This window comes from Dyella acidiphila, assembly GCF_014863405.1.
In the GTDB taxonomy this organism is placed as follows: Bacteria; Pseudomonadota; Gammaproteobacteria; order Xanthomonadales; family Rhodanobacteraceae; genus Dyella_B; species Dyella_B acidiphila.
In genome coordinates, this window is record NZ_JACZZA010000007.1 from 127,131 (window position 1) to 147,998 (window position 20,868).

Here is a 20,868-nt window from a genome sequence, read left to right on the forward strand (position 1 = left end):
TGCGGGATGCTCCGGCGATCGGCGGCAAACCCTTGCTGCAACAGCATTCGTACTTGTCCACCAGCGGCAGGCAGCTTGACAAAAGTTGCCGGTCAACTTGCCGCGTCGCAGCAGCCCCAGGCTATAATTAACAGGATTTTTCGCCAGCGAAACCGCCACCCACGGGCGGGTCGCTGAGGACTCCCTTCCCTGCCGGTGGTGACGTGAGCACAAACTTGATCCGCGAGTTTTCCGAATCCTCGCAACTCGCAGGCGGCAACGCCGATTATGTTGAATCCTTGTATGAAACCTGGCTGGCCGATCCCGAATCGGTGCCTGCCGAGTGGAATACGTACTTCAAGTCTTTCAAGGGCCGCGAGTCTGGGGATGTGCCCCATTCCGCGGCCATTGCGCGTATAGAGGCTGCGCAGAAGCAGCGTCCGGGCAACGGCGCCACGGTAATGCCGGGGAGCGACGAGCACGCGCGCAAGCAGGCCGGCGTGCTGCGCCTGCTCACCGCCTACCGTTCGCGCGGCCACCTCGCCGCAGACCTCGATCCGCTCGGCCTGGCGCTGAAGATGGAAGCGCCGGACCTGGGCCTGGCCTTCCACGGCCTGACCGACGCCGACCTCGACACCGAATTCGACTGCGGCAACTTTGCCGGCGGCGGCCAGCGCATGAAGCTGCGCGAGCTGTTCTCGCGCCTCAAGCGCGTGTACACCAATACGGTCGGCACGGAGTTCATGCACATCTCCGACCACACGCAGCGCAACTGGATCTACTCGCGCCTGGAGCAGGCCAACGGCTCCGCCGCCCTGGACAAGGCCGGCAAGCAGCGCGTGCTCGACGGCCTCACCGCGGCCGAAGGTCTGGAGCGCTACCTGCATACCAAGTATGTCGGCCAGAAGCGCTTCTCGCTGGAAGGCGGCGACAGCCTGATCCCGATGATGGACGACGTAGTCCGCGCCGCGGGCGACAACGGCATCAAGGACCTGGTCATCGGCATGGCCCATCGCGGCCGCCTCAACGTGCTGGTGAACATCCTCGGCAAGCCGCCGAAGACCCTGTTCAACGAATTCGAAGGCAAGTTCGAGCACGCCGCCGAGGACGACCCGGCCCACTCCGGCGACGTGAAGTACCACATGGGCTTCTCCGCCGACGTGCGCACGCCCAAGGGCGGCGTGCACGTGGCGCTGGCGTTCAACCCCTCGCATCTGGAAATCGTCAATCCGGTGGTGGCCGGTTCGGTGCATGCGCGCCAGATCCGCCGCCGCGACCATGAGCGCACCCAGTCGCTGGCCGTGCTGATCCATGGCGACGCCGCGCTGGCCGGCCAGGGCGTGAACATGGAACTGTTCAACATGTCGCAGGCCCGCGGTTTCCGCATCGGCGGCACCCTGCACATCGTGGTGAACAACCAGGTGGGCTTCACCACCTCCAACCCGCAGGACGCCCGCTCCACCCTGTACTGCACCGACCTGGCCAAGATGGTCAACGCGCCGGTGTTCCATGTGAACGGCGACGACCCGGAAGCGGTGATCCAGGTCACCCGCCTGGCTTACGAATTCCGCAAGCAGTTCCGCAAAGATGTCGTGATCGACCTGGTCTGCTACCGCCGCCACGGTCACAACGAAGCCGACGAGCCGGCCGCCACCCAGCCGGTGATGTACCAGATCATCCGCAAGCGTCCCACCGCGCGCGACCTCTACGCGCAGCAGCTGGTGAAGGAAGGCATGCTCGCCGACGGCGATGCGCAGAAGCAGTTCGACGCTTACCGCGACCGCCTGGAAACCGGCGCGTCGATGACCGACCTGCACCCGTCGCTGACCAAGGACGTGGAAGTGGACTGGAGCCAGTTCATCGGCAAGAAATTGTCCACCCCGGCCAACACCGGCGTGGCCAAGGCCAAGCTGGTCGAACTGGCCAACCGCATCCTGGATCTGCCCAGCGATCTCACCCTGCAGTCGCGCGTTTCCAAGATCTACGACGACCGCCGCAAGATGGCCAGCGGCGAACAGTCGGGCGACTGGGGCTTTGCCGAAAACCTGGCCTACGCCACCTTGATCGACGAAGGCTACAACCTGCGCATGGTCGGCCAGGACTCGGGCCGCGGCACCTTCTTCCATCGCCATGCCGTGCTGCATGACCAGAAGGACGGCCACACCTTCATGCCACTGGCCACGCTGCGCGGCGACGCCACGGTCGAAGTGATCGACTCGCTGCTCAGCGAAGAAGCGGTGATGGCCTTCGAATACGGCCACGCCACTACCGATCCGCATACGCTCAACATCTGGGAAGGCCAGTTCGGCGACTTCGCCAACGGCGCGCAGGTGGTGATCGACCAGTTCATCAGCTCCGGCGAAGCCAAGTGGGATCGCCTGTGTGGGCTGGCGCTGTATCTGCCGCACGGCTACGAAGGCCAGGGTCCGGAGCACTCCTCCGCGCGCCTGGAGCGCTTCCTGCAGCTGTGCGCGCTGGAAAACATGCAGGTCTGCGTGCCCACCACGCCGGCGCAGGATTTCCACATGATCCGCCGCCAGATGCTGCGCCCGGTGCGCAAGCCGCTGATCGTGATGACGCCCAAGTCGCTGCTGCGCCACAAACTGGCGGTGTCGACGCTGGACGACCTGGCCAACGGCAGCTTCCAGCTGGTGATCGGCGAGCATCGCGAGCTGCAGGCCAAGAAGGTCAAGCGCATGGTGCTGTGCGCAGGCAAGGTTTATTACGACCTGCTCGAAGAGGCCGAAAAGCGCGGTGTCAACGATGTGGCCGTGGTGCGCGTGGAGCAGTTGTATCCGTTCCCGCGCCCGGAGGTGATGGCCGAGCTGGAGAAATATCCTTCCGCCAAGGAAGTGGTGTGGTGCCAGGAAGAGCCGATGAACCAGGGCGCCTGGTTCCAGATCCGCCACCACCTGCAGGCCTGCGTCGGCAGCAAGCAGAGCCTCTCGTACGCCGGCCGCGCCCGCTCGCCGGCACCGGCAGCAGGCCACCTCAACGATCACCTCGCCGAACAGGCGGCACTGGTTGAACAGGCGCTGGTCGCGCCGATCGGCCCGGATCACTCAGCAGAATAACCACAGGATCACCCATACCATGTCCACCGAAGTCAAAGTCCCCGTTCTGCCCGAGTCCGTCTCCGACGCCACCATCGCCACCTGGCACAAGAAAGCCGGTGAAGCGGTGAAGCGCGACGAGAACCTGGTCGACCTGGAAACCGACAAGGTCGTGCTGGAAGTGCCGGCCCCGGTCGACGGCGTGCTGAAGGAAATCAAGTTCCAGACCGGCGACACCGTCAACAGCCAGCAGGTGATCGCTGTGATCGAGGAAGGCGCAGCCGCGCCGGCCCCGGCTCCCGCCGCCGCTGCGCCCGCTCCCGCTCCGGCTGCCGCCGCACCGAAGGCTGCCGCGGCCGGCACCGCCGACCTGTCCCCGGCCGGCCTGCGCGTGGCCACCGAGCAGAACATCGACGCCTCCAAGGTTGCCGGCACCGGCCGCGACGGCCGCGTCACCAAGGAAGACCTGGTCAACTACGGCAAGGGCGGCGCTCCCGCCGCTGCAGCGCCGGCCGTGGCGCCGACGCCGGGTTCGCGTCCGGAAGAGCGCGTGCCGATGACGCGCATCCGCACGCGCATCGCCGAGCGCCTGATGCAGTCGAAGAATTCGATCGCGATGCTCACCTCGTTCAACGAAGTGAACCTTGCCGAAGTCAGCAAGATGCGCAAGACGCTGGGCGAACAGTTCGAAAAGGCCAACGGCGTGAAGCTGGGCTTCATGAGCTTCTTCGTGAAGGCCGCCACCGAAGCGCTCAAGCGCCATCCGATCATCAATGCCTCGGTCGACGGCAACGACATCATCTATCACGGCTACCAGGACATCTCGATCGCCGTGTCCACCGACAAGGGCCTGGTAACGCCGGTGCTGCGCGACGCGCAGAACATGAGCTTCGCCGATATCGAAAAAGGCATCGTCAACTACGCCAAGAAGGCGCGCGAAGGCAAGCTCGGCCTGGATGATCTGCAGGGCGGCACCTTCACCATCACCAACGGCGGCACCTTCGGTTCGCTGCTGTCCACTCCGATCGTGAACCCGCCGCAGAGCGCGATCCTGGGCATGCACACCATCAAGGAGCGTGCAATCGTCGAGAACGGCCAGGTGATTGCCGCGCCGATGATGTACCTGGCGATCAGCTACGACCACCGCATCATCGACGGCAAGGACGCGGTGCTGTTCCTGGTCGATATCAAGAACCAGCTGGAAAATCCGCAGCGCATGCTGCTGGGCATGTAATCGCCCGGCGCTGACGGCGGCGTGCAGCGCACGCCGCCGTCGCCGCAGCCCTTTCGAAATCCCTCGTGCGCCGCCATATACGGCGCTCCGCTCCCCAGGAAACGCGAATCATGAGCGACAAATTCGACGTCATCGTCATCGGCGCCGGCCCTGCCGGATATGTGGCCGCCATCCGCGCCGCGCAGCTCGGCCTGAAGACCGCCTGCGTGGATGCCTTCGTCGGCAAGGACGGCAAGCAGGCGCTCGGCGGTACCTGCCTCAACGTGGGCTGCATCCCGTCCAAGGCGCTGCTCGATTCCTCCAAGCAGTACTTCAACCTTGCGCACAACCTGCCGGCGCACGGCATCAGCGTCGAGAACGCCAAGGTGGACATGGCCACCTTCATCGGCCGCAAAGACAAGATCGTCAAGCAGTTCACCGGCGGCATCGGCCAGTTGTTCAAGGCCAACAAGGTCACGCCGTTCTTCGGCAAGGGCAAGCTGCTGAAAGGCAACAACGTCGAGATCACCGGCAATGACGGCAGCAAGCAGACCATCAGCGCCACCAACGTGATCCTGGCTTCGGGCTCGGTGCCGATCGAGCTGCCGTTCGCCAAGTTCGACGGCAAGTACATCATCGACAACGCCGGTGCGCTGGACATCAACGAAGTGCCCAAGCGCCTGGGTGTGATCGGTGCCGGCGTGATCGGCCTGGAACTGGGCAGCGTGTGGAACCGCCTGGGCGCCGAGGTGACCATCCTCGAAGCGCTGCCGGACTTCCTCGCGGTGGCCGACCAGGACGTGGCCAAGATCGCCAAGAAGGAATTCGAGAAGCAGGGCCTGGCCATCAAGCTCGGCGCCAAGCTGACCAAGGCCGAGGTGAAAAAGAACGAAGTCGCGCTCACCTATGAAGACAAGGACGGCGCCCACGAACTCACCGTCGACAAGCTGCTGGTGGCCGTGGGCCGCCGCGCCTACACCGACGGCCTGCTGGCCGGCGATACCGGCGTGAAGCTGGACGAGCGCGGCCGCATCGTGGTCGACGAGCACAACCACACCGGCGTCGATGGCGTGTGGGCGATCGGCGACGCCGTGCGTGGCCCGATGCTCGCGCACAAGGGTTCCGAAGAAGGCGTGGCGGTGGCCGAGTGGATCGCCGGCAAGGCCGGTCACATCAATCTCGACACCGTGCCGTGGGTGATCTACACCGAACCGGAAATCGCCTGGGCCGGCAAGACCGAGAAAGAACTGAAGGACGCCGGCATTCCGTACAAGATCGGCACCTTCCCGTTCGCCGCCATCGGCCGCGCCGTGGCGATGAACGAGGCGATCGGCCAGGTGAAGGTGCTCGCCCATGCCGAAACCGACCGCCTGCTCGGCGTGCACATGGTCGGCCCGGGCGTGTCCGAGCTGATCGCCGAAGCGGTGGTGGCGATGGAGTTCAAGGGCTCCGCCGAAGACCTGGCACGCATCGTCCACGCCCATCCGACGCTGTCGGAAGCCGTGCACGAAGCGGCGCTGTCGGTCGACAAGCGCGCGATCCACAAGGGCAACTAAGCTTCATGCCTGCATGATCAACAGCCCGCTCGTGGCGACATGGGCGGGCTTGTTGTTTTCGGCCCCCGAAAACAACACATCAATAACGCGCTCTTCTTAGCTCTACCCCTTACGCCCCCACCGAGCCCACCCCATGCCCCAACCCACCGCCCTCTGCGTCTACTGCGGCTCCAGCTCCGGCAAACACCCCCAATACGTGGAAAGCGCACGCGCCTTCGGCACCGAACTGGCCCGCCGCGGCATCACGCTGGTCTACGGCGGCGGCAAAGTCGGCCTGATGGGTACCGTGGCCGATGCCGTGCTGGCAGCCGGCGGCAAGGTGGTCGGCGTGATCCCGCGCCAGCTGGTCGAGCGCGAAGTGGCGCATCCCGGCCTGAGCGAGATGCACGTGGTGGAAACCATGCATCAGCGCAAGACGCGCATGTTCGAGCTTTCCGATGCCTTCGTCGCCCTGCCCGGCGGCTTCGGCACCATGGACGAAATGTTCGAGATGCTCACCTGGGCCCAGCTCGGGCTGCATCAGTATCCCTGTGCGTTTCTCAATGTACGCGGCTACTACTCGCATCTGCGCACGATGATGGATCACATGGTCGACGAAGCCTTCGTGCGCACCGAGCAACGGGCCAGCATCTGGTTCGGCGACGACATGCAGCAGATGTTCGACTGGATGGCCCAATACCAGGGCGGCTATACACCCAAGTGGATCGATAGCCGCAGCGTCGAAGCCTGAGCGAGCGCACAGCCATGATCTCTACCGATTTCCGCGCCTTCCGTATCCACAACGATGCCGCCGGTTACCGTGGCGGCATCGAAACCATCGGCACCGATGCGCTCAGCGCGGGCGAAGTGCTGGTGAAAGTGGCCTATTCCTCGGTGAACTACAAAGATGCGCTGGCTGGTACCGGCAAGGGCAAGATCCTGCGCCAGTACCCGCTCAACGGCGGCATCGACGCCGCCGGCATCGTGGCGGCCTCCACCGATCCGCGCTTCAAGGAGGGCGATGCGGTGCTGTGTACCGGCAGCGGCCTGTCCGAAACGCGCGATGGCGGCTACGGCGAATACATCCGCCTGGCGGCGCAGTGGGCCGTGCATCTGCCAGAGGGACTGAGCCTGCGCGAAAGCATGATCCTGGGCACCGCCGGCTTCACCGCCGCGCTGGCCCTGCTGCGCATGGAAGACAATCGCCAGACCCCGGCGCTCGGCCCGATCGCAGTCACCGGCGCCAGCGGCGGCGTGGGCATGCTGGCCATCGATATCTTCAGCCGCGCCGGCTATCAGGTCCACGCGATCAGCGGCAAGACTGGCGAATTCGAATTCCTGCGCGGCATCGGCGCGGCCGAATGCATCGACCGCCACCAGCTCACCTTCAGCGGCAAGCCGATGGATTCGGCACGCTTCGGCGGCGCGCTCGACAATGTCGGCGGCGCCATGCTCGCCGGCCTGCTGCCATTGATCGTGCCGTACGGCAATGCCGCCGTCTGCGGCAATGCCGGCGGCGTCGACCTGGACAGCACCGTACTGCCGTTCATCATCCGCGGCGTCAGCCTGCTTGGCATTGCCTCGGCCGGCACCGCCCGCGACCAGCGCGATCAGGTGTGGCAACATCTGGCCAGCGACTGGAAGCCTCGTCACCTGGATCGAATTGCCACCCGGGAAGTGACGCTGGAGCAGTTGCCCGAGGTGTTCGAACGGATGCTCGCAGGCGATTCATTCGGCCGTACCATTGTGCGCATCGGCAACGTTTGACGCGGCCAAGCGCGTTTAAACTTGGACGCAAGCTGCCGCCTATGGAAAGGCTGCTGCAGGTCAGGCGCGGCAAGTACCTGATCCGGCTGACGGGGTTGGTGCAGGAAAGCACTTCCCCAACATCCTGTTAGAATTGACGAAACAACAAGGGGATTTCCACCTTATGGCACGCATCCTGATTGTCGACGATTCGCCGTCGCAGCTGCTCGGTATCAAGCGCATTGTCGAAAAGCTCGGCCATGAGACAGTGACTGCCGAAGACGGTGCCGCCGGCGTCGAAGCCGCCAAGCGCGAAAAGCCCGATCTGATCCTGATGGACGTGGTCATGCCGAACCTCAACGGTTTCCAGGCCACCCGCACCATCAGCAAGGATCCGGACACCGCCACCATCCCGATCGTGCTGGTGACCACCAAGGATCAGGAGACCGACAAGGTCTGGGGCATCCGTCAGGGCGCCAAGGCCTACGTCACCAAGCCGATCAAAGAAGAGGAACTGGTGGCGGTACTGAAAGAACTGCTGCCCGCCTGACAGCGGCCGGGCCGCCCAAGCAAAACGGCGCCTTGCGGCGCCGTTTGCATGTCCGGCCACAGGAACAAGTTCAGCTGCGCGGGTCGTAGTGGGCGAACTGGGAACGCAGGGCCTCGTAAGCGCCGCGCTGGGCCTCGTTTTCGGCCAGCGGCACGCGGATCGAGATTTCCACCAGTTGATCCCCCGGCGTGGCACCCGGCATTCCGCGCCCCTTGAGGCGCAGCTTGCGTCCGGACTGGGATCCAGCCGGAATCCGCAAGTCCACCGCGCCGGCCAATGTAGGCACCGGCACCGTGGCGCCCAGCGCCGCTTCCCAGGGACTGATCGGCAGCACGTGCAGCACGTTGCGCCCATCCAGCTTGAAGCGTGCGTCCTCGCGGATACCCACTTCCAGCAACAGATCGCCGCTCGGCCCACCCGCACCGCCCGGCTGGCCCTGGCCGCTCAGGCGGATGACCTTGCCCGGCTGGATCCCGGCGGGGATCTTCACTTCCAGCAGCCGCTCCTTGCCGCTGCCGTCGTCCAGGCTCAGGCGCGTACGGCCACCGTCGAAGGCGGTCTGCAGATCGATTTCCACGTGCGCCTGCACATCGCGGCCCCGCCGAGGGCGCGGTGCACCCTGCCTCGCGCCGCCGCCGGCACGGCCGAACAGGCTTTCGAAAAAGTCGCTGAAATCGCCCTCACCCGCTTCTCCGAAGTCATAGCCCTGGCCCTGCCCCCAGTTCGGCGGCGGCCGGAACTGCTCGCCGGGGCGGTAGCCGCCCGCACGCAGCTGGTCGTAGGCACGGCGCTTTTCAGTATCGCGCAGCACTTCATTGGCTTCGTTGATCGCCTTGAATTTGTCCTCGGCGCCGGCGTCTTTGTTCTTGTCCGGATGATATTTGCGCGCCAGCTTGCGATAAGCCGACTTGATATCGGCCTCGCTGGCATCGGGCTTCACGCCCAAGGTGTCGTAATAATCTTTGAATTCCACTGCCACTCCCCGGCATCAATCGGCACAACACAAGCAGCCCGCCACGGATCATCGTCCGTGGCGGGCCAACTCCGCAACATCAAACAATCTGCGGTGTTATTGCGCGGTGTTGATGGTGATACGGCGCGGTGCGGTTTGCGCCTTCTTGGGAATCACGATTTCCAGCACGCCATGCTTGCCGTTGGCGCTGATGTTGTCGGCGTCGGCACTATCGGGCAGCGTAAAGCGACGATGGAAGTTGCCATGGGCACGCTCCACGCGCGTGTAGCGGCTGTTCTGCTCGCTCTTTTCCACGCTGCGCTCGCCCTTGATCGAAAGCATGCCCTTTTCCATGCTGATTTCGATCGAAGCAGGATCGACACCGGGGACATCCACGAAAATCAGGAAGCGCTGATCCTCTTCCTTGATATCGACGCGCGGCGCCCAGCGCGAGCCGGCGAGCTGGGAAGCATCGGCCTCCTCATGCAGGAAAAAGCGATCCAGCGCGTGGCGAATATCGGACGGAAGAGCACCGTTGGTGCCCCAGATGGCGTTGCGGCTCAGAGCCATGGTTGTTACCTCGAAGTGGTTGCGGTGCATTCACCGCTTGACAGCTAGATAGTTCCGCGGCCGCTCATTTCAAGGCGACAAGCGTCCCCTGCCGCATTAGCATGCCTGCCGTTGCCTTACTTTCAGCGAGTAGCCCATGACCATCCAGATTGGACAGCCCCTGCCCGATATCGAGATCACCGTCGTCGAGACCGGAGCGGAAGTCCAGCGCAGTTCCACCGCAGCGCTCTTTGCGGAGGGCAAATCGGTGCTGTTTGCGGTGCCGGGCGCGTTTACGCCGACCTGTTCGGAACGCCATATGCCGGGCTATGTAAAACACTTCCACGAGTTCCAGGCGCGCGGCATCAAGCTGTATTGCATGGCCGTCAACGATGCTTATGTGATGCAGGCATGGGCCGCATCGCAGCAGGTGCCACCTGGCTTCAAGCTGCTGGCCGATGGGAACGGCGCCTTCACCAGCGCGCTGGGTCTGCAGATGGACGGCACGGCTTATGGCATGGGCATGCGTGCACGCCGTTTTGCGCTGTACGCGGAAAACGGCGTAGTGAAGCTGCTCAATTTGGAGAGCCCCGGCGAGCTGCGCGTCACCACCGCCGAAACGATGCTTGCTGCCGTCGACGCCTGATCGCCGGCACTGCAAAAAACAAAGCCCCGGCAGGCCGGGGCTTTGTTGTCATCCACGCGAGGTGATTACTCGGCGCTGGGCGGCGTTTCTGCCACCGCATCGCCCGGCTGCTCCGGCGGTGTCTGGCCATCGACGGGCTCGGCTTCCTCGCCGTTGCTGTCGTCCGCGTCCAGGCGCACCACGCTGACCAGCGTTTCCTCCGTCGGCAGGCGGATCAAGGTCACGCCCTGCGTATTGCGGCCAAGCTGCGAGATCTCGGTAACACGCGTACGTACCAGGGTGCCCTGGTTGGAGATCAGCATCACTTCATGCGCCTCGGTTACCTGCGCCGCCGCCACCAGGGAGCCGTTGCGCTCGGAGCACTGAATGCCGATCACGCCTTGCGTACCGCGTCCCTTCTTCGGGAACTCATCGAGCTGGGTGCGCTTGCCGTAGCCGCGTTCGGTTGCGGTAAGAACGTCGCCTTCCGACGCCACAATCAGCGATACCACCTTGGCCTCGTCGGCGAGCTTCATGCCGCGCACGCCGGTAGCGGTACGGCCCATCGAGCGCACTTCGCCTTCATCGAAACGCACGACCTTGCCGTTGGAGGCAAACAGCAGCACGTCGCTATTGCCATCGGTGAGTTCAACCCCGACCAGCGCATCGCCTTCGTCGAGGTTGATCGCGATCTTGCCCTTCTGCAGCTGGAACGCGAATTCCGTCAGCGGCGTCTTCTTGACCGTGCCCTGCGCGGTGGCGAAGAACACGAAGCGGTCTTCGCTGTATTCGTGCACCGGCAACACCGCCTGCACCTTTTCGCCCTCGCCCAGCGGCAACAGGTTCACCATCGGCTTGCCGCGAGCATTCGGACCAGCCTCGGGCATCTGATACACCTTCAGCCAATACACGCGGCCGGTGCTGGTGAACGTAAGCAGCGTGTCGTGCGTGTTGACCACCCACAACTGCTCGACGAAATCCTCTTCCTTCAGTGCCGATGCCGAACGGCCCTTACCGCCGCGGCGCTGCGCGCGATAGATGTTGGCCGGCTGCCGCTTCACATAGCCGGCATGCGACAGCGTAACGACCACGTCTTCCGGCGCGATCAGGTCCAGCACGTTGAGATCTTCCTGCGAATGCTGGATCTCGGTGCGGCGTGCATCGCCGAATTCGGCCTTGACCACTTCCAGCTCTTCGCGAATCACCGCCAGCAGGCGCGCCGGATCTTCCAGGATCTGGATCAGGCCGCGGATGGTTTCCAGGATTTCGCGATATTCGTCGGAAAGCTTTTCCTGCTCCAGGCCGGTAAGGCGGTGCAGGCGCATGGCCAGGATTTCCTGCGCCTGCGTATCGGAAAGCTGATAACCCTCGCTCTTGAGGCCATCGCGCGGATCCATGTCCTCCGGACGCGATGCATCCGCGCCCGCGGCCGACAACATGGCGCCGACCATGCCCGGCTCCCACTTGCGCGCCAGCATGCGCTCGCGCGCTTCCTGCGGCGACGCCGAGGTCTTGATCAGCTCGATCATCTCGTCGATGTTGGCGAGCGCAACCGTCAGGCCTTCCAGGATGTGCGCACGGGCACGGGCCTTGCGCAATTCGAAAATCGTGCGGCGCGTGACCACCTCGCGGCGATGGCGGACAAACGCCTCGAGGATTTCCTTCAGATTGAGCGTGCGCGGCTGGCCATCGACCAGCGCCACCATGTTGATGCCGAAGGTGACCTGCAACTGAGTCTGCTGGAACAGGTTGTTCAGCACGACATCGGCCATCGCGTCGCGGCGGATCTCGATCACGATGCGCATGCCGTCCTTGTCGGACTCGTCACGCAGCTCGGAAATGCCTTCCAGGCGCTTTTCCTTGACCAGCTCGGCGATCTTTTCGATCAACCGCGCCTTGTTCACCTGATACGGCAGCTCGTGGACGAGGATCGTCTCGCGGCCGTTGGATTCGGTTTCGATCTCGGTGCGCGCACGCACCAGGATGCGGCCGCGGCCGGTGCGATAGGCTTCGACGATGCCGGCGGCGCCGTTGATGATGCCGGCGGTGGGGAAATCCGGGCCGGGCACGTGCTGCATCAGTTCGTCGATGCTGAGCGCCGGCTCGTCGATCAGCGCGATCGTCGCGGCGATCACTTCGCTGAGGTTGTGCGGCGGCACGTTGGTGGCCATGCCCACCGCGATACCGGCCGAACCGTTCACCAGCAAGTTCGGCACGCGGGTGGGCAGCACCAGCGGCTCGTGTTCGCTTTCGTCGTAGTTGGGGCCGAAATCGACGGTTTCCTTGTCGATGTCCGCCATCAGTTCGTGCGTGAGGCGCGCCATGCGCACCTCGGTGTATCGCATGGCGGCGGCGTTGTCGCCGTCGACCGAACCGAAGTTGCCCTGGCCGTCGACCAGCATGTAGCGCAGCGAGAACGGCTGCGCCATGCGCACGATGGCGTCGTAGACCGACGCATCGCCGTGTGGGTGGTATTTACCGATCACGTCACCGACGACGCGGGCGGATTTCTTGTACGGCTTGTTCCAGGCGTTGCTCAGCTCGTTCATCGCAAACAGCACGCGGCGATGGACCGGCTTCAAGCCATCACGAACGTCCGGGAGGGCGCGTCCCACGATCACGCTCATGGCGTAATCGAGGTAGCTCTGGCGCATTTCGTCTTCGATATTGACGCGGATGACTTCTTTGGCGAGCTCTGCCATCAATCGGCTTCCCTGGTGACAAAATAAAAGCCCCGGAGCAGGCGCTTCGTGCGCTTGCTCGCAAGGTCAGGCGGTAGCTTGGAAGTGTACCACAAAGAGATGTGAAAAGGGCCGATTTAGGCCTTTTCAATCAATAGGTTACGAGTGCGTTTTGGCGCGTCTGAAAAGCAGCGTCCGGGCGCTCACGAAATTGACGAAGGCGGCAAAAAAAGAGCCCACCGCTACGGCCAGCACCGGCCATTTATGCCAGGCCGGAAACTCGAACAGACAGGCCGCATACGCGCCATAGTTGACCGCCGCGCCGCCGCCCATCAGGGCCATCCAGTGCAGCCATTCGGCACCCAGCGAGCGGCCGCTCTGGCGCGTGGCAAAGGTATGGCTGCGGTTCCACCACCAGGTTACGGTGGCCGCGATCAGGAACGAAACCACGCGTCCCGCATAGGGATTGACGTGCGCGAAGGTGACCAGCAATTGCACAATGCCGGCATCGACAATGAAGCCAATCGCTCCGCCCACGGCGAACAACATGACTTCATGCTTCAATCTCATGCGGAAAACACCGCTCGCATGCGTTCGGTGGTGGGATGCTCGATCACGCCACGCTCGGTGACGATGGCATCGATCAACGCCGCCGGCGTCACGTCGAACACCGGATTCCAGGCCTGTGCGCCCTCCACCACCGTGCGGCGGCCGGCCACGCTGAGCAGCTCGGCAGCGTCGCGCAGTTCGATCTCGATGTCGTCGCCCGAGGCGGTGGCCATGTCGACGGTGGACGACGGCGCCACCACCATGAACTTCACGCCGTGATGGCGCGCAGCGATCGCCAGCTGATACGTGCCGATCTTGTTGGCGGTGTCGCCGTTGGCGGCGATGCGGTCGGCACCGACGATTACCCATTTCACCGCGCCGCCCTTCATCAGGTGCGATGCGGCGGAGTCGGCGATCAGCTGGGCGGGAATGCCGTCGCGCACCAGCTCCCACATGGTCAGGCGGGCGCCCTGCTGCCAGGGCCGGCTTTCGCCGGCATACACGTGCAGGATGCGGCCGTTGGCGACACCGGCGCGTATCACGCCCAGTGCGGTGCCATAGCCGGAGGTGGCCAGCGAGCCGGTATTGCAATGGGTCATCACGCTCGAACCGGGGGCGATCAGCGCCGCACCCAGTTCACCCATGTGGCGGTTGGCGGCCAGATCCTCGTCCTGGATCGCCTGCGCTTCACGCTCCAGCGCAGCGGTATCTGCGCCTGCCGCAATCCGCGCTTTCATACGGTCCAAGGCCCACATCAGATTCACCGCCGTGGGACGGGCAGCACGCAAATGTGCAAGCGCCTGCTCCAACGGTTCGCCCTGCTGTGCAGCCAGCACGACGCCCCATGCCGCGGCGATGCCGATGGCCGGCGCGCCGCGCACGGCAAGATCTCTGATCGCCTGGAACACGGCGGCCGAATCGCGGCAATCGAGCCATTGCTCCTCGGCCGGCAGCAGGCGCTGGTCCAGCAGGCGCAGATGGTCGCCGTGCCATTGCACAGCGCGGATGGTGTCGTGGGTTTGCGAGGCGTTAGTCATCGCCCAATTCTATCAGGCGCCGCCGACCGGACGTAGGCTGGGTTGGCGCAGCGTTGCCCGGCGATCTTTCTGCGTGGCGATATTGTTGGGTTACGCTGCGCTAACCCAACCTACCCTACGTGCGGTCGCGTAGCCATTGGTGGATAGCCGGCGCCACTTCGCGCTGCGCGCGTCCGGATACGTAGATGCCGATATGGCCGCCCTTGAAGGCGAACTCGGTGTAGTCGGTGGAGCTGACGTGGCGCCCAAGCGGCCGCGATGCATCCGGCGGCACCAGGTGATCCTGGGTCGCGTAGATGTTGAGGATAGGCTGGGAAATCATGCCGAGGTCGACCGGCTGCCGCCCGATCTGCAGATCGCCCTTGATCAGCTTGTTCTGCTGGAAGAATTCCTTGATGAACTGACGGAATGCTTCGCCGGCCTGGTCGGGCGAATCGAAAATCCAGCGCTCCATGCGCAGGAAGTTTTTCAACTCCACCGGGTTATCCAGAATGTCGACCATGCTCACGTACTTCTGCTGATTCAGGCGCAACGGCTTGAGCATCAGGTACACCCAGTTCATCAGCTCGGCCGGGATATTGCCCATCGTGTCGACGAACAGATCCACGTCCATGCTCTGCACCCAGTGCGAGAGCATGTTGTCGGGCGTGCGGAAATCCACCGGCGTCACCATGGTGACCAGGTTCTTCACCTTCTCCGGATGCATCGCGGTGTAGCACAGCGAGAACGTGCCGCCCTGGCAAATGCCGAGCAGGTTGATCGCATTCAGGCCGTGGCGCTTGCAGATGGCATCCACACAGCGATCGAGATAGCCGTTGAGATAATCGTCCAGCGTGAGCCAGCGATCGGCACCGTCCGGATAACCCCAGTCGATCAGATAGACGTCTTCGCCCTGCGCCAGCAAGTTGCGCACCAGCGAGCGGTCATCCTGCAGGTCGGTCATCCACACCGTGTTGACCAGCGCATACACGATCAGCGTAGGCACTTTGGCAGTGGGCGTGTTGCTGCCCTTCATATGCCAGAGCGTGAGCTTGTCTTCGCTGTAGACCGCTTCGCGCGGCGTATTGGCGTAATCCTGTTCGCCGAGCCCGCGCAGGTTCTGCATGCCGGCCGCCAGCTTGCGCTGGAACGTAGCCATTTCATTGAAAGCCTGCTGCGGGTCGAAGGGCAACGGTGTCGACATGATCAATCCTTACTTGCGCTTGCCGGAAGCGGAACCCGCGGTCTTGGCCCGCGTGGATGCCTTGCCGTCATCGGCATCGGTTTTGCGCGTAATGGGGCGCACCTTGGCGGTCGCCTTGCTGGCGGCCAGCTCGCGTTTCAGTTCAGCGATTTCAGCCTGCAGGGCGTCGACTTCGCTGGCATCGGCCTGCGATTCGCGCTGCTTGCGCGCCTGCAAATCACGGCGCAGCTGCTGCACCCGCTGACCAAGGCTATCCACTTCGCTGCGCGTGGGCATGCCCAGTTCGCGGCACATCTGTTCGGTTTGCTGCTGCTGCAGCTTACGCACGCGCATCTGCGCATTGGCGAGCGCGCCGAACACTTCGCGATAGTCATCCGATAGCGCCATTTCGGCGTAGGCGTCTTCCATGGCATCGATCCACAGGTCGTACAACGCCTTCATGGACTCGGGCTGTTTGCCCGGTTCTGCGCCCTGCCCCAGTTTTTCCTGCAGGCGCGCAATGCCCTTGCTGTTCACCTGCTGCAGCAAGGCCTGATAGCGCGCGCTGACTTGCAGATAGTCGTTGATGGCCGCGGTGAGCGCCTGTTGATCCAGCTGCATCTCGCGCGTGATGCCGAAGGTCGGCCAAGATCCTTGCAGATTGCTGCCCATGTTGCCGGCGAGGCCCATCTGCCCGGCGCGCTGCATCGCCTGCAGCCAGGATTGCCACTGGTGATCGAAACCAAACGCAGAAGCGCTGTCGATGCCGGCAACCGTCTGTGCAAACGGCTGGTTGAACGCCGCGAGAAAGGGCTGCATGGGCATCGACTGCTGCCACATGGTGGCCGCCTGCCCTGCACCGGCGGCCTGCTGCAGCCAGCTGCCATAAGCCTTGAGGCTGGCCAGGCTGCGGCTCAGCAAATCGTCGTTCGCGCCGCCCATGGGAGGGGTTCCGAACGAACCCATCGCGCCCGGTTGCTGCATAGAGCGCATCCACGCGTCCCAGGATTGCTGCGCGAAGGCCTGATAGTCCTTCAGAAAATCGTTCATCTGATCCGACATGCCTGCATCCTCGATGCCAAGACGCGATCGTACCAAATACCGTATTTCAAAAATGAAAACGCCCAGCTGCGAGGCCGGGCGTTTTCTTTTGCATCAGGTGGCGAAGAAACTCAGGCGCTGGCGCCTTCGTCCTCGGCAACGGCCTTCATGGACAGGCGGATACGGCCCTGCTTGTCCACTTCCAGCACCTTCACCTTCACGATGTCGCCTTCCTTGAGCTTGTCGGAAACCTTCTCGACGCGCTCGTTGGAGATCTGCGACACGTGCACCAGGCCGTCCTTGCCCGGCAGGATCGTCACGAAAGCGCCGAAGTCCATCAGCTTGGCAACCTTGCCTTCGTAGATGCGGCCCGGCTCGACGTCCGAGACGATCTGGTCGATGCGCTTCTTGGCCTCTTCGGCCGCCAGGCGGTTGACCGAGGCGATCACCACGGTGCCATCGTCGCTGATGTCGATGGTGGTACCGGTTTCTTCGGTGATGGAACGGATGGTGGCGCCACCCTTGCCGATCACTTCGCGGATCTTGTCCGGATGGATCTTGACGGTGAGCAGGCGCGGTGCGTATTCGCTCATTTCCGAACGCGGCGTGCTGATCACCTTGGCCATTTCGCCCAGGATGTGCAGACGACCGCGCTTGGCCTGCTCCAGCGCCAGCTTCATGATCTCTTCGGTGATGCCTTCGATCTTGATGTCCATCTGCAGCGCGGACACGCCATCGGCGCTACCGGCTACCTTGAAGTCCATGTCGCCGAGGTGATCTTCGTCGCCCAGGATGTCGGACAGCACCACGAAGTCGCCGCCTTCCTTCACCAGGCCCATGGCGATACCCGCCACCGGAGCCTTCAGCGGCACGCCGGCGTCCATCATGGCCAGCGAGGAACCGCACACCGAAGCCATCGAGGAAGAACCGTTCGACTCGGTGATTTCGGACACCACGCGCAGCACGTACGGGAATTCTTCGATGCTCGGCTTCACTGCCTGCACACCGCGCTTGGCGAGACGGCCGTGGCCGATTTCGCGACGCTTCGGCGCGCCGAAGCGACCGGTTTCACCGACCGAGAACGGCGGGAAGTTGTAGTGGAACAGGAAGGTGTCCTTCGACTCGCCTTCCGGCGCATCGATGATCTGCGCATCGCGCGTGGTGCCGAGGGTGGCCACCACCAGCGCCTGCGTTTCGCCGCGGGTGAACAGCGCCGAACCGTGGGTACGCGGCAGCACGCCGACGCGCACGGAGATCGGGCGGATGTCGTCCAGCTTGCGGCCGTCGATGCGGACCTTGGTCTTCAGCACGCCGTCGCGCATGGTGCGGTATTCGATTTCCGCAAAAGCGTTGCTGATGTCCAGATCGGACCAGCCGTGCGAGGCGGCGGTTTCGGCGATGCCGGTCTTGATGTCGCCCTTCAGCGCGGAGATCGCGTCGCGACGCTCCAGCTTGTCGCGGATCTGGAACGCCTTTTCCAGGCGGTCGCCGAGGATGCTCTGGATGCTGTTGAACAGGGCATCGTTGCGCACCGGGGCCGACCAGGTGAACGGCTTGCGGCCGGCTTCAGCGACGAATTCGTTGATCGCCTTGACCACGGCCTGCAGCTGCTGGTGGCCGAACACCACCGCGCCCAGCATCACTTCTTCGCTGAGCAGCTTGGCTTCGGATTCCACCATCAGCACCGCATTGGCGGTACCGGCCACGACCAGGTCGAGCTCGGAGGTCTTCAGCTCGGTGGCGGTCGGGTTGAGCAGGTACTTGCCGCCGGCATAGCCGACGCGCGCTGCGCCGATCGGGCCCTTGAACGGGATACCGGCCAGGGTCAGCGCAGCGGAGGCGCCGATCATCGCGGCGATATCACCGTCGACTTCCGGATTCAACGAAACGACCTGTGCGATGACCTGCACTTCGTTCTTGAATTCTTCCGGGAACAGCGGGCGCACCGGGCGATCGATCAGACGCGAGGTGAGCGTTTCCTTCTCGGTCGGACGGCCTTCGCGTTTGAAGAAGCCGCCCGGGATGCGGCCGGCGGAGTAGAACTTCTCCACGTAGTCGACGGTGAGCGGGAAGAAATCCTGCCCATCCTTCGCCTTGGAAGCCGCCACCACGGAAACCAGCACCACGGTGCCGCCCATGCTGACCATGACGGCGCCCGAAGCCTGGCGGGCGATTTCGCCCGTCTCCAGTGTGACTTCGTGATTACCGTACTGGAATGACTTGGTTACTTTCGCCACTTGGTTTGTCCTCGTCCGATCAGCGGCGCAGGCCGAGGCGTTCGATCAGGCTCTGATAGCGCGACAGGTCGCTGCTTTTCAGATAACCGAGCAGACGCTTGCGCTGGTTGACCAGCTTGAGCAGGCCACGACGCGAGTGGTGATCCTGCTTGTGGGTCTTGAAATGATCGGTAAGGTGCTCGATGCGGGCGGAAAGCAGGGCAACCTGCACTTCCGGCGAACCGGTGTCGTTCGGCTTGCGGCCGAAGTCAGCAATGATCTTGCCGGACTGTTCTGCAGTGAGGGACATGTTTATCTCTTCCTATAAAAACGGGAGCGGAACTTGCGCAACATCACCACCCGATGAGGTTGCGCAAGCTCCGACAGGTTGAACGAAAGTACTGAATCAAGTGGGTTATTGTACCGAGCGAAAGCCTGTTGCAACAAGACCATAACGTGAATTGTCAGGTCCCGGCGGGCGAAACGGGCAAGTTGAAACCGCGCAGAATACGCACTCTGCCCTGCTCGTCCCGGTCCACCAGGGCCAGCAGGCGCCCGTCGCTGGCAAAGGCCGCCGATCGTTCGGCAGGCGCCGTCTGCGGCCATGGAATCTGCCGTCCCTGTGAGACGGCATGGCTGTCCGGCTCGCCGAAATGCAGCGCCGGCAAGTCGGCCAGACCCGCCGCCATCGGCAAAATCACGCCGTTCAGGGCCTCGTCGCCCGCTCCAGCCGCCTCGCGCAGCTGCTCCAAGGTGACCATGACCGGCTGCCGGAACGGATCGACCCAGGTGCGCCGCAGCGCGGTCAGATGCGCCCCGCATCCCAGCAATTCGCCCAGGTCGACCGCCAGGCTGCGGATATAGGTGCCCGAGCCGCATTCGACCAGCAGGCTGAGCGTGTCATGGTTGCGGGAAATCAGTTCCAGCCGGTCGATCTCGACTTCGCGCGGCGGCGCCTGCACGGACTCGCCGCGGCGCGCCTTGAGATAGAGCGGCTCGCCGTCCTGCTTCAGCGCCGAATACACCGGCGGCACCTGAACAATGCGGCCCCGGAAGCGCGCCAGCGCGGCCTCGATCGCGGCATCGTCCAGTAGCGGCACCGGTCGCTGGGCAACGACCTCGCCCTCGCGGTCCGCCGTGGTGGTGGTGGTGCCGAGCCGGCATTCGGCCAGATAGGCCTTGCGTGCGCCCAGCAGGCTGCCGGCGATCTTGGTGGCCTCGCCGAAGCACAGCGGCAGCAGGCCGGTGGCCAGCGGATCCAGTGCGCCGGTATGGCCGCCCTTGGCGGCACGCAGGATGGCGATCGCCATCTGCAGCGCCTTGTTCGAGCTCATGCCCAGCGGTTTGTCGAGCAACAGGATGCCGTGCAGATCACGGGCACCGGTGCGATGGCGGCGGCGACTCATAAGAACCGGATGACTGAACGGTTGGCACGGGGCTTTCGCCCTGCGGCAGGCAGGCGGAATGCGCCAAGACGGCCCTGGCACGCGCCCTGGCGAAACACCATCAATCTTCCTGCTTGTCCGCGTCCGGCAAGGGGTTTTCGCGCAGCAGCTGATCGATGCGGTCGCCCTTGTCCATGGAGTCGTCGTACTTGAAGCGCAGCTCCGGTACCCGGCGCAGGCGCATGCTGCGCGACAGCGTGCGGCGGAATTCCATCGCCAGCTCGTTGAGCGCCTTAACCACTTCCTTCGATTGCCCCGGCAACAGCGCGGTGACCCATACCGTGGCCCAGTCCAGATCGCGGGTGACTTCCACGTCCGACACACTGCACGAGGGCAGGCCATGATCGCGTACGGCGGTATGCACCAGGATCCCGAGTTCGCGGCGCAGTTCGGCGCCGACACGGTCGGTGCGTTTGAAGTCGCGTGATGGCATGGAAAGACTCCTTACCCCTGGATTGCGCGGGGTCGACGGCAAACGACGAAGCTTGTGGTCCGTCAGATTACGACAGTGAAAAAGCCCGGGCAAAACCTGCCC

18 protein-coding genes are annotated in these 20,868 nt (G+C 63.9%); 7 read left to right on the plus strand and 11 right to left on the minus strand.

The window, feature by feature from the left end; all coding sequences use genetic code 11:
- Nucleotides 1-203: 203 nt before the first annotated feature.
- The 6 genes from IGX34_RS12580 to pilH all read left to right on the plus strand — a co-directional run bounded on the left by IGX34_RS12580 (nucleotide 204) and on the right by pilH (nucleotide 8,076).
- Nucleotides 204-3,053 carry a 2-oxoglutarate dehydrogenase E1 component gene (locus tag IGX34_RS12580; RefSeq protein ID WP_192556070.1) on the plus strand — a complete coding sequence of 950 codons (2,850 nt, stop codon included), beginning with the start codon at nucleotides 204-206 and terminating at the stop codon, nucleotides 3,051-3,053.
- 19 nt (nucleotides 3,054-3,072) lie between these two features.
- Nucleotides 3,073-4,266 (plus strand): 2-oxoglutarate dehydrogenase complex dihydrolipoyllysine-residue succinyltransferase, encoded by a 1,194-nt coding sequence (gene odhB / locus IGX34_RS12585; RefSeq protein WP_192556071.1) that lies wholly within the window; start codon nucleotides 3,073-3,075, stop codon nucleotides 4,264-4,266.
- Between the two features lie 110 nt (nucleotides 4,267-4,376).
- A complete protein-coding gene (gene lpdA, locus IGX34_RS12590; RefSeq protein WP_192556072.1) occupies nucleotides 4,377-5,801 on the plus strand; it encodes a dihydrolipoyl dehydrogenase in 1,425 nt (474 codons plus the stop codon).
- Nucleotides 5,802-5,934: 133 nt separating this feature from the next.
- Nucleotides 5,935-6,531 (plus strand): LOG family protein, encoded by a 597-nt coding sequence (locus IGX34_RS12595; protein ID WP_192556073.1) that lies wholly within the window; start codon nucleotides 5,935-5,937, stop codon nucleotides 6,529-6,531.
- A 14-nt stretch (nucleotides 6,532-6,545) separates the two neighbouring features.
- Entirely contained in the window at nucleotides 6,546-7,547 is a 1,002-nt protein-coding gene (locus IGX34_RS12600; protein ID WP_192556074.1) for a YhdH/YhfP family quinone oxidoreductase, read from the plus strand.
- Between the two features lie 163 nt (nucleotides 7,548-7,710).
- Nucleotides 7,711-8,076: a twitching motility response regulator PilH gene (gene pilH, locus IGX34_RS12605; protein ID WP_192556075.1), complete on the plus strand. Its 366-nt coding sequence runs from the start codon at nucleotides 7,711-7,713 to the stop codon at nucleotides 8,074-8,076.
- Nucleotides 8,077-8,146: 70 nt separating this feature from the next.
- Here the strand turns inward: pilH and IGX34_RS12610 are convergent, their stop codons facing one another.
- A complete protein-coding gene (locus tag IGX34_RS12610; RefSeq protein WP_192556076.1) occupies nucleotides 8,147-9,049 on the minus strand; it encodes a DnaJ C-terminal domain-containing protein in 903 nt (300 codons plus the stop codon).
- Nucleotides 9,050-9,145: 96 nt separating this feature from the next.
- Nucleotides 9,146-9,598, minus strand: a complete 453-nt coding sequence (locus IGX34_RS12615; RefSeq protein WP_192556077.1) for an Hsp20/alpha crystallin family protein — start codon at nucleotides 9,596-9,598, stop codon at nucleotides 9,146-9,148.
- A 136-nt stretch (nucleotides 9,599-9,734) separates the two neighbouring features.
- On the opposite strand from IGX34_RS12615, the gene IGX34_RS12620 reads away from it, so the two are divergent.
- Nucleotides 9,735-10,223, plus strand: coding sequence for a peroxiredoxin (locus tag IGX34_RS12620; protein ID WP_192556078.1), 489 nt, complete (start codon nucleotides 9,735-9,737; stop codon nucleotides 10,221-10,223).
- 65 nt (nucleotides 10,224-10,288) lie between these two features.
- Here IGX34_RS12620 and gyrA read toward each other — a convergent pair whose 3' ends face one another.
- From gyrA to rbfA, 9 genes are all read right to left on the minus strand, one after another.
- On the minus strand, nucleotides 10,289-12,904 hold the full coding sequence (gene gyrA, locus IGX34_RS12625; RefSeq protein WP_192556079.1) for a DNA gyrase subunit A: 2,616 nt from the start codon (nucleotides 12,902-12,904) through the stop codon (nucleotides 10,289-10,291).
- A 138-nt stretch (nucleotides 12,905-13,042) separates the two neighbouring features.
- A complete protein-coding gene (locus IGX34_RS12630) occupies nucleotides 13,043-13,453 on the minus strand; it encodes a GtrA family protein (RefSeq protein WP_192556080.1) in 411 nt (136 codons plus the stop codon).
- Entirely contained in the window at nucleotides 13,450-14,469 is a 1,020-nt protein-coding gene (gene mtnA, locus IGX34_RS12635) for an S-methyl-5-thioribose-1-phosphate isomerase (protein ID WP_192556081.1), read from the minus strand. Before mtnA ends, IGX34_RS12630 begins: the two co-directional genes overlap by 4 nt.
- A gap of 115 nt (nucleotides 14,470-14,584) precedes the next feature.
- Nucleotides 14,585-15,652 carry a class III poly(R)-hydroxyalkanoic acid synthase subunit PhaC gene (locus IGX34_RS12640; protein ID WP_192556082.1) on the minus strand — a complete coding sequence of 356 codons (1,068 nt, stop codon included), beginning with the start codon at nucleotides 15,650-15,652 and terminating at the stop codon, nucleotides 14,585-14,587.
- A 9-nt stretch (nucleotides 15,653-15,661) separates the two neighbouring features.
- Nucleotides 15,662-16,693, minus strand: a complete 1,032-nt coding sequence (locus tag IGX34_RS12645) for a poly(R)-hydroxyalkanoic acid synthase subunit PhaE (RefSeq protein WP_192556083.1) — start codon at nucleotides 16,691-16,693, stop codon at nucleotides 15,662-15,664.
- Nucleotides 16,694-16,803: 110 nt separating this feature from the next.
- A complete protein-coding gene (pnp, locus tag IGX34_RS12650) occupies nucleotides 16,804-18,909 on the minus strand; it encodes a polyribonucleotide nucleotidyltransferase (RefSeq protein WP_192556084.1) in 2,106 nt (701 codons plus the stop codon).
- Nucleotides 18,910-18,928: 19 nt separating this feature from the next.
- The gene (gene rpsO / locus IGX34_RS12655) at nucleotides 18,929-19,198 is read right to left on the minus strand and encodes a 30S ribosomal protein S15 (RefSeq protein ID WP_192556085.1); all 270 of its coding nucleotides are present in this window, start codon (nucleotides 19,196-19,198) and stop codon (nucleotides 18,929-18,931) included.
- A 154-nt stretch (nucleotides 19,199-19,352) separates the two neighbouring features.
- Nucleotides 19,353-20,294, minus strand: coding sequence for a tRNA pseudouridine(55) synthase TruB (gene truB, locus IGX34_RS12660; RefSeq protein ID WP_192556086.1), 942 nt, complete (start codon nucleotides 20,292-20,294; stop codon nucleotides 19,353-19,355).
- Nucleotides 20,295-20,394: 100 nt separating this feature from the next.
- Nucleotides 20,395-20,766: a 30S ribosome-binding factor RbfA gene (gene rbfA, locus IGX34_RS12665; RefSeq protein ID WP_192556087.1), complete on the minus strand. Its 372-nt coding sequence runs from the start codon at nucleotides 20,764-20,766 to the stop codon at nucleotides 20,395-20,397.
- Nucleotides 20,767-20,868 lie beyond the last annotated feature (102 nt).

Excerpts from the sequence above, each read along its gene's own strand:
- odhB (WP_192556071.1), top strand. The coding sequence starts at position 3,073 with ATGTCCACCGAAGTCAAAGTCCCCGTTCTGCCCGAGTCCGTCTCCGAC.
- lpdA (WP_192556072.1), top strand. The coding sequence starts at position 4,377 with ATGAGCGACAAATTCGACGTCATCGTCATCGGCGCCGGCCCTGCCGGA.
- IGX34_RS12595 (WP_192556073.1), top strand. The coding sequence starts at position 5,935 with ATGCCCCAACCCACCGCCCTCTGCGTCTACTGCGGCTCCAGCTCCGGC.
- IGX34_RS12600 (WP_192556074.1), top strand. The coding sequence starts at position 6,546 with ATGATCTCTACCGATTTCCGCGCCTTCCGTATCCACAACGATGCCGCC.
- pilH (WP_192556075.1), top strand. The coding sequence starts at position 7,711 with ATGGCACGCATCCTGATTGTCGACGATTCGCCGTCGCAGCTGCTCGGT.
- IGX34_RS12615 (WP_192556077.1), bottom strand. The coding sequence starts at position 9,598 with ATGGCTCTGAGCCGCAACGCCATCTGGGGCACCAACGGTGCTCTTCCG.
- IGX34_RS12620 (WP_192556078.1), top strand. The coding sequence starts at position 9,735 with ATGACCATCCAGATTGGACAGCCCCTGCCCGATATCGAGATCACCGTC.
- gyrA (WP_192556079.1), bottom strand. The coding sequence starts at position 12,904 with ATGGCAGAGCTCGCCAAAGAAGTCATCCGCGTCAATATCGAAGACGAA.
- IGX34_RS12630 (WP_192556080.1), bottom strand. The coding sequence starts at position 13,453 with ATGAGATTGAAGCATGAAGTCATGTTGTTCGCCGTGGGCGGAGCGATT.
- mtnA (WP_192556081.1), bottom strand. The coding sequence starts at position 14,469 with ATGACTAACGCCTCGCAAACCCACGACACCATCCGCGCTGTGCAATGG.
- IGX34_RS12640 (WP_192556082.1), bottom strand. The coding sequence starts at position 15,652 with ATGTCGACACCGTTGCCCTTCGACCCGCAGCAGGCTTTCAATGAAATG.
- IGX34_RS12645 (WP_192556083.1), bottom strand. The coding sequence starts at position 16,693 with ATGTCGGATCAGATGAACGATTTTCTGAAGGACTATCAGGCCTTCGCG.
- rpsO (WP_192556085.1), bottom strand. The coding sequence starts at position 19,198 with ATGTCCCTCACTGCAGAACAGTCCGGCAAGATCATTGCTGACTTCGGC.
- truB (WP_192556086.1), bottom strand. The coding sequence starts at position 20,294 with ATGAGTCGCCGCCGCCATCGCACCGGTGCCCGTGATCTGCACGGCATC.
- rbfA (WP_192556087.1), bottom strand. The coding sequence starts at position 20,766 with ATGCCATCACGCGACTTCAAACGCACCGACCGTGTCGGCGCCGAACTG.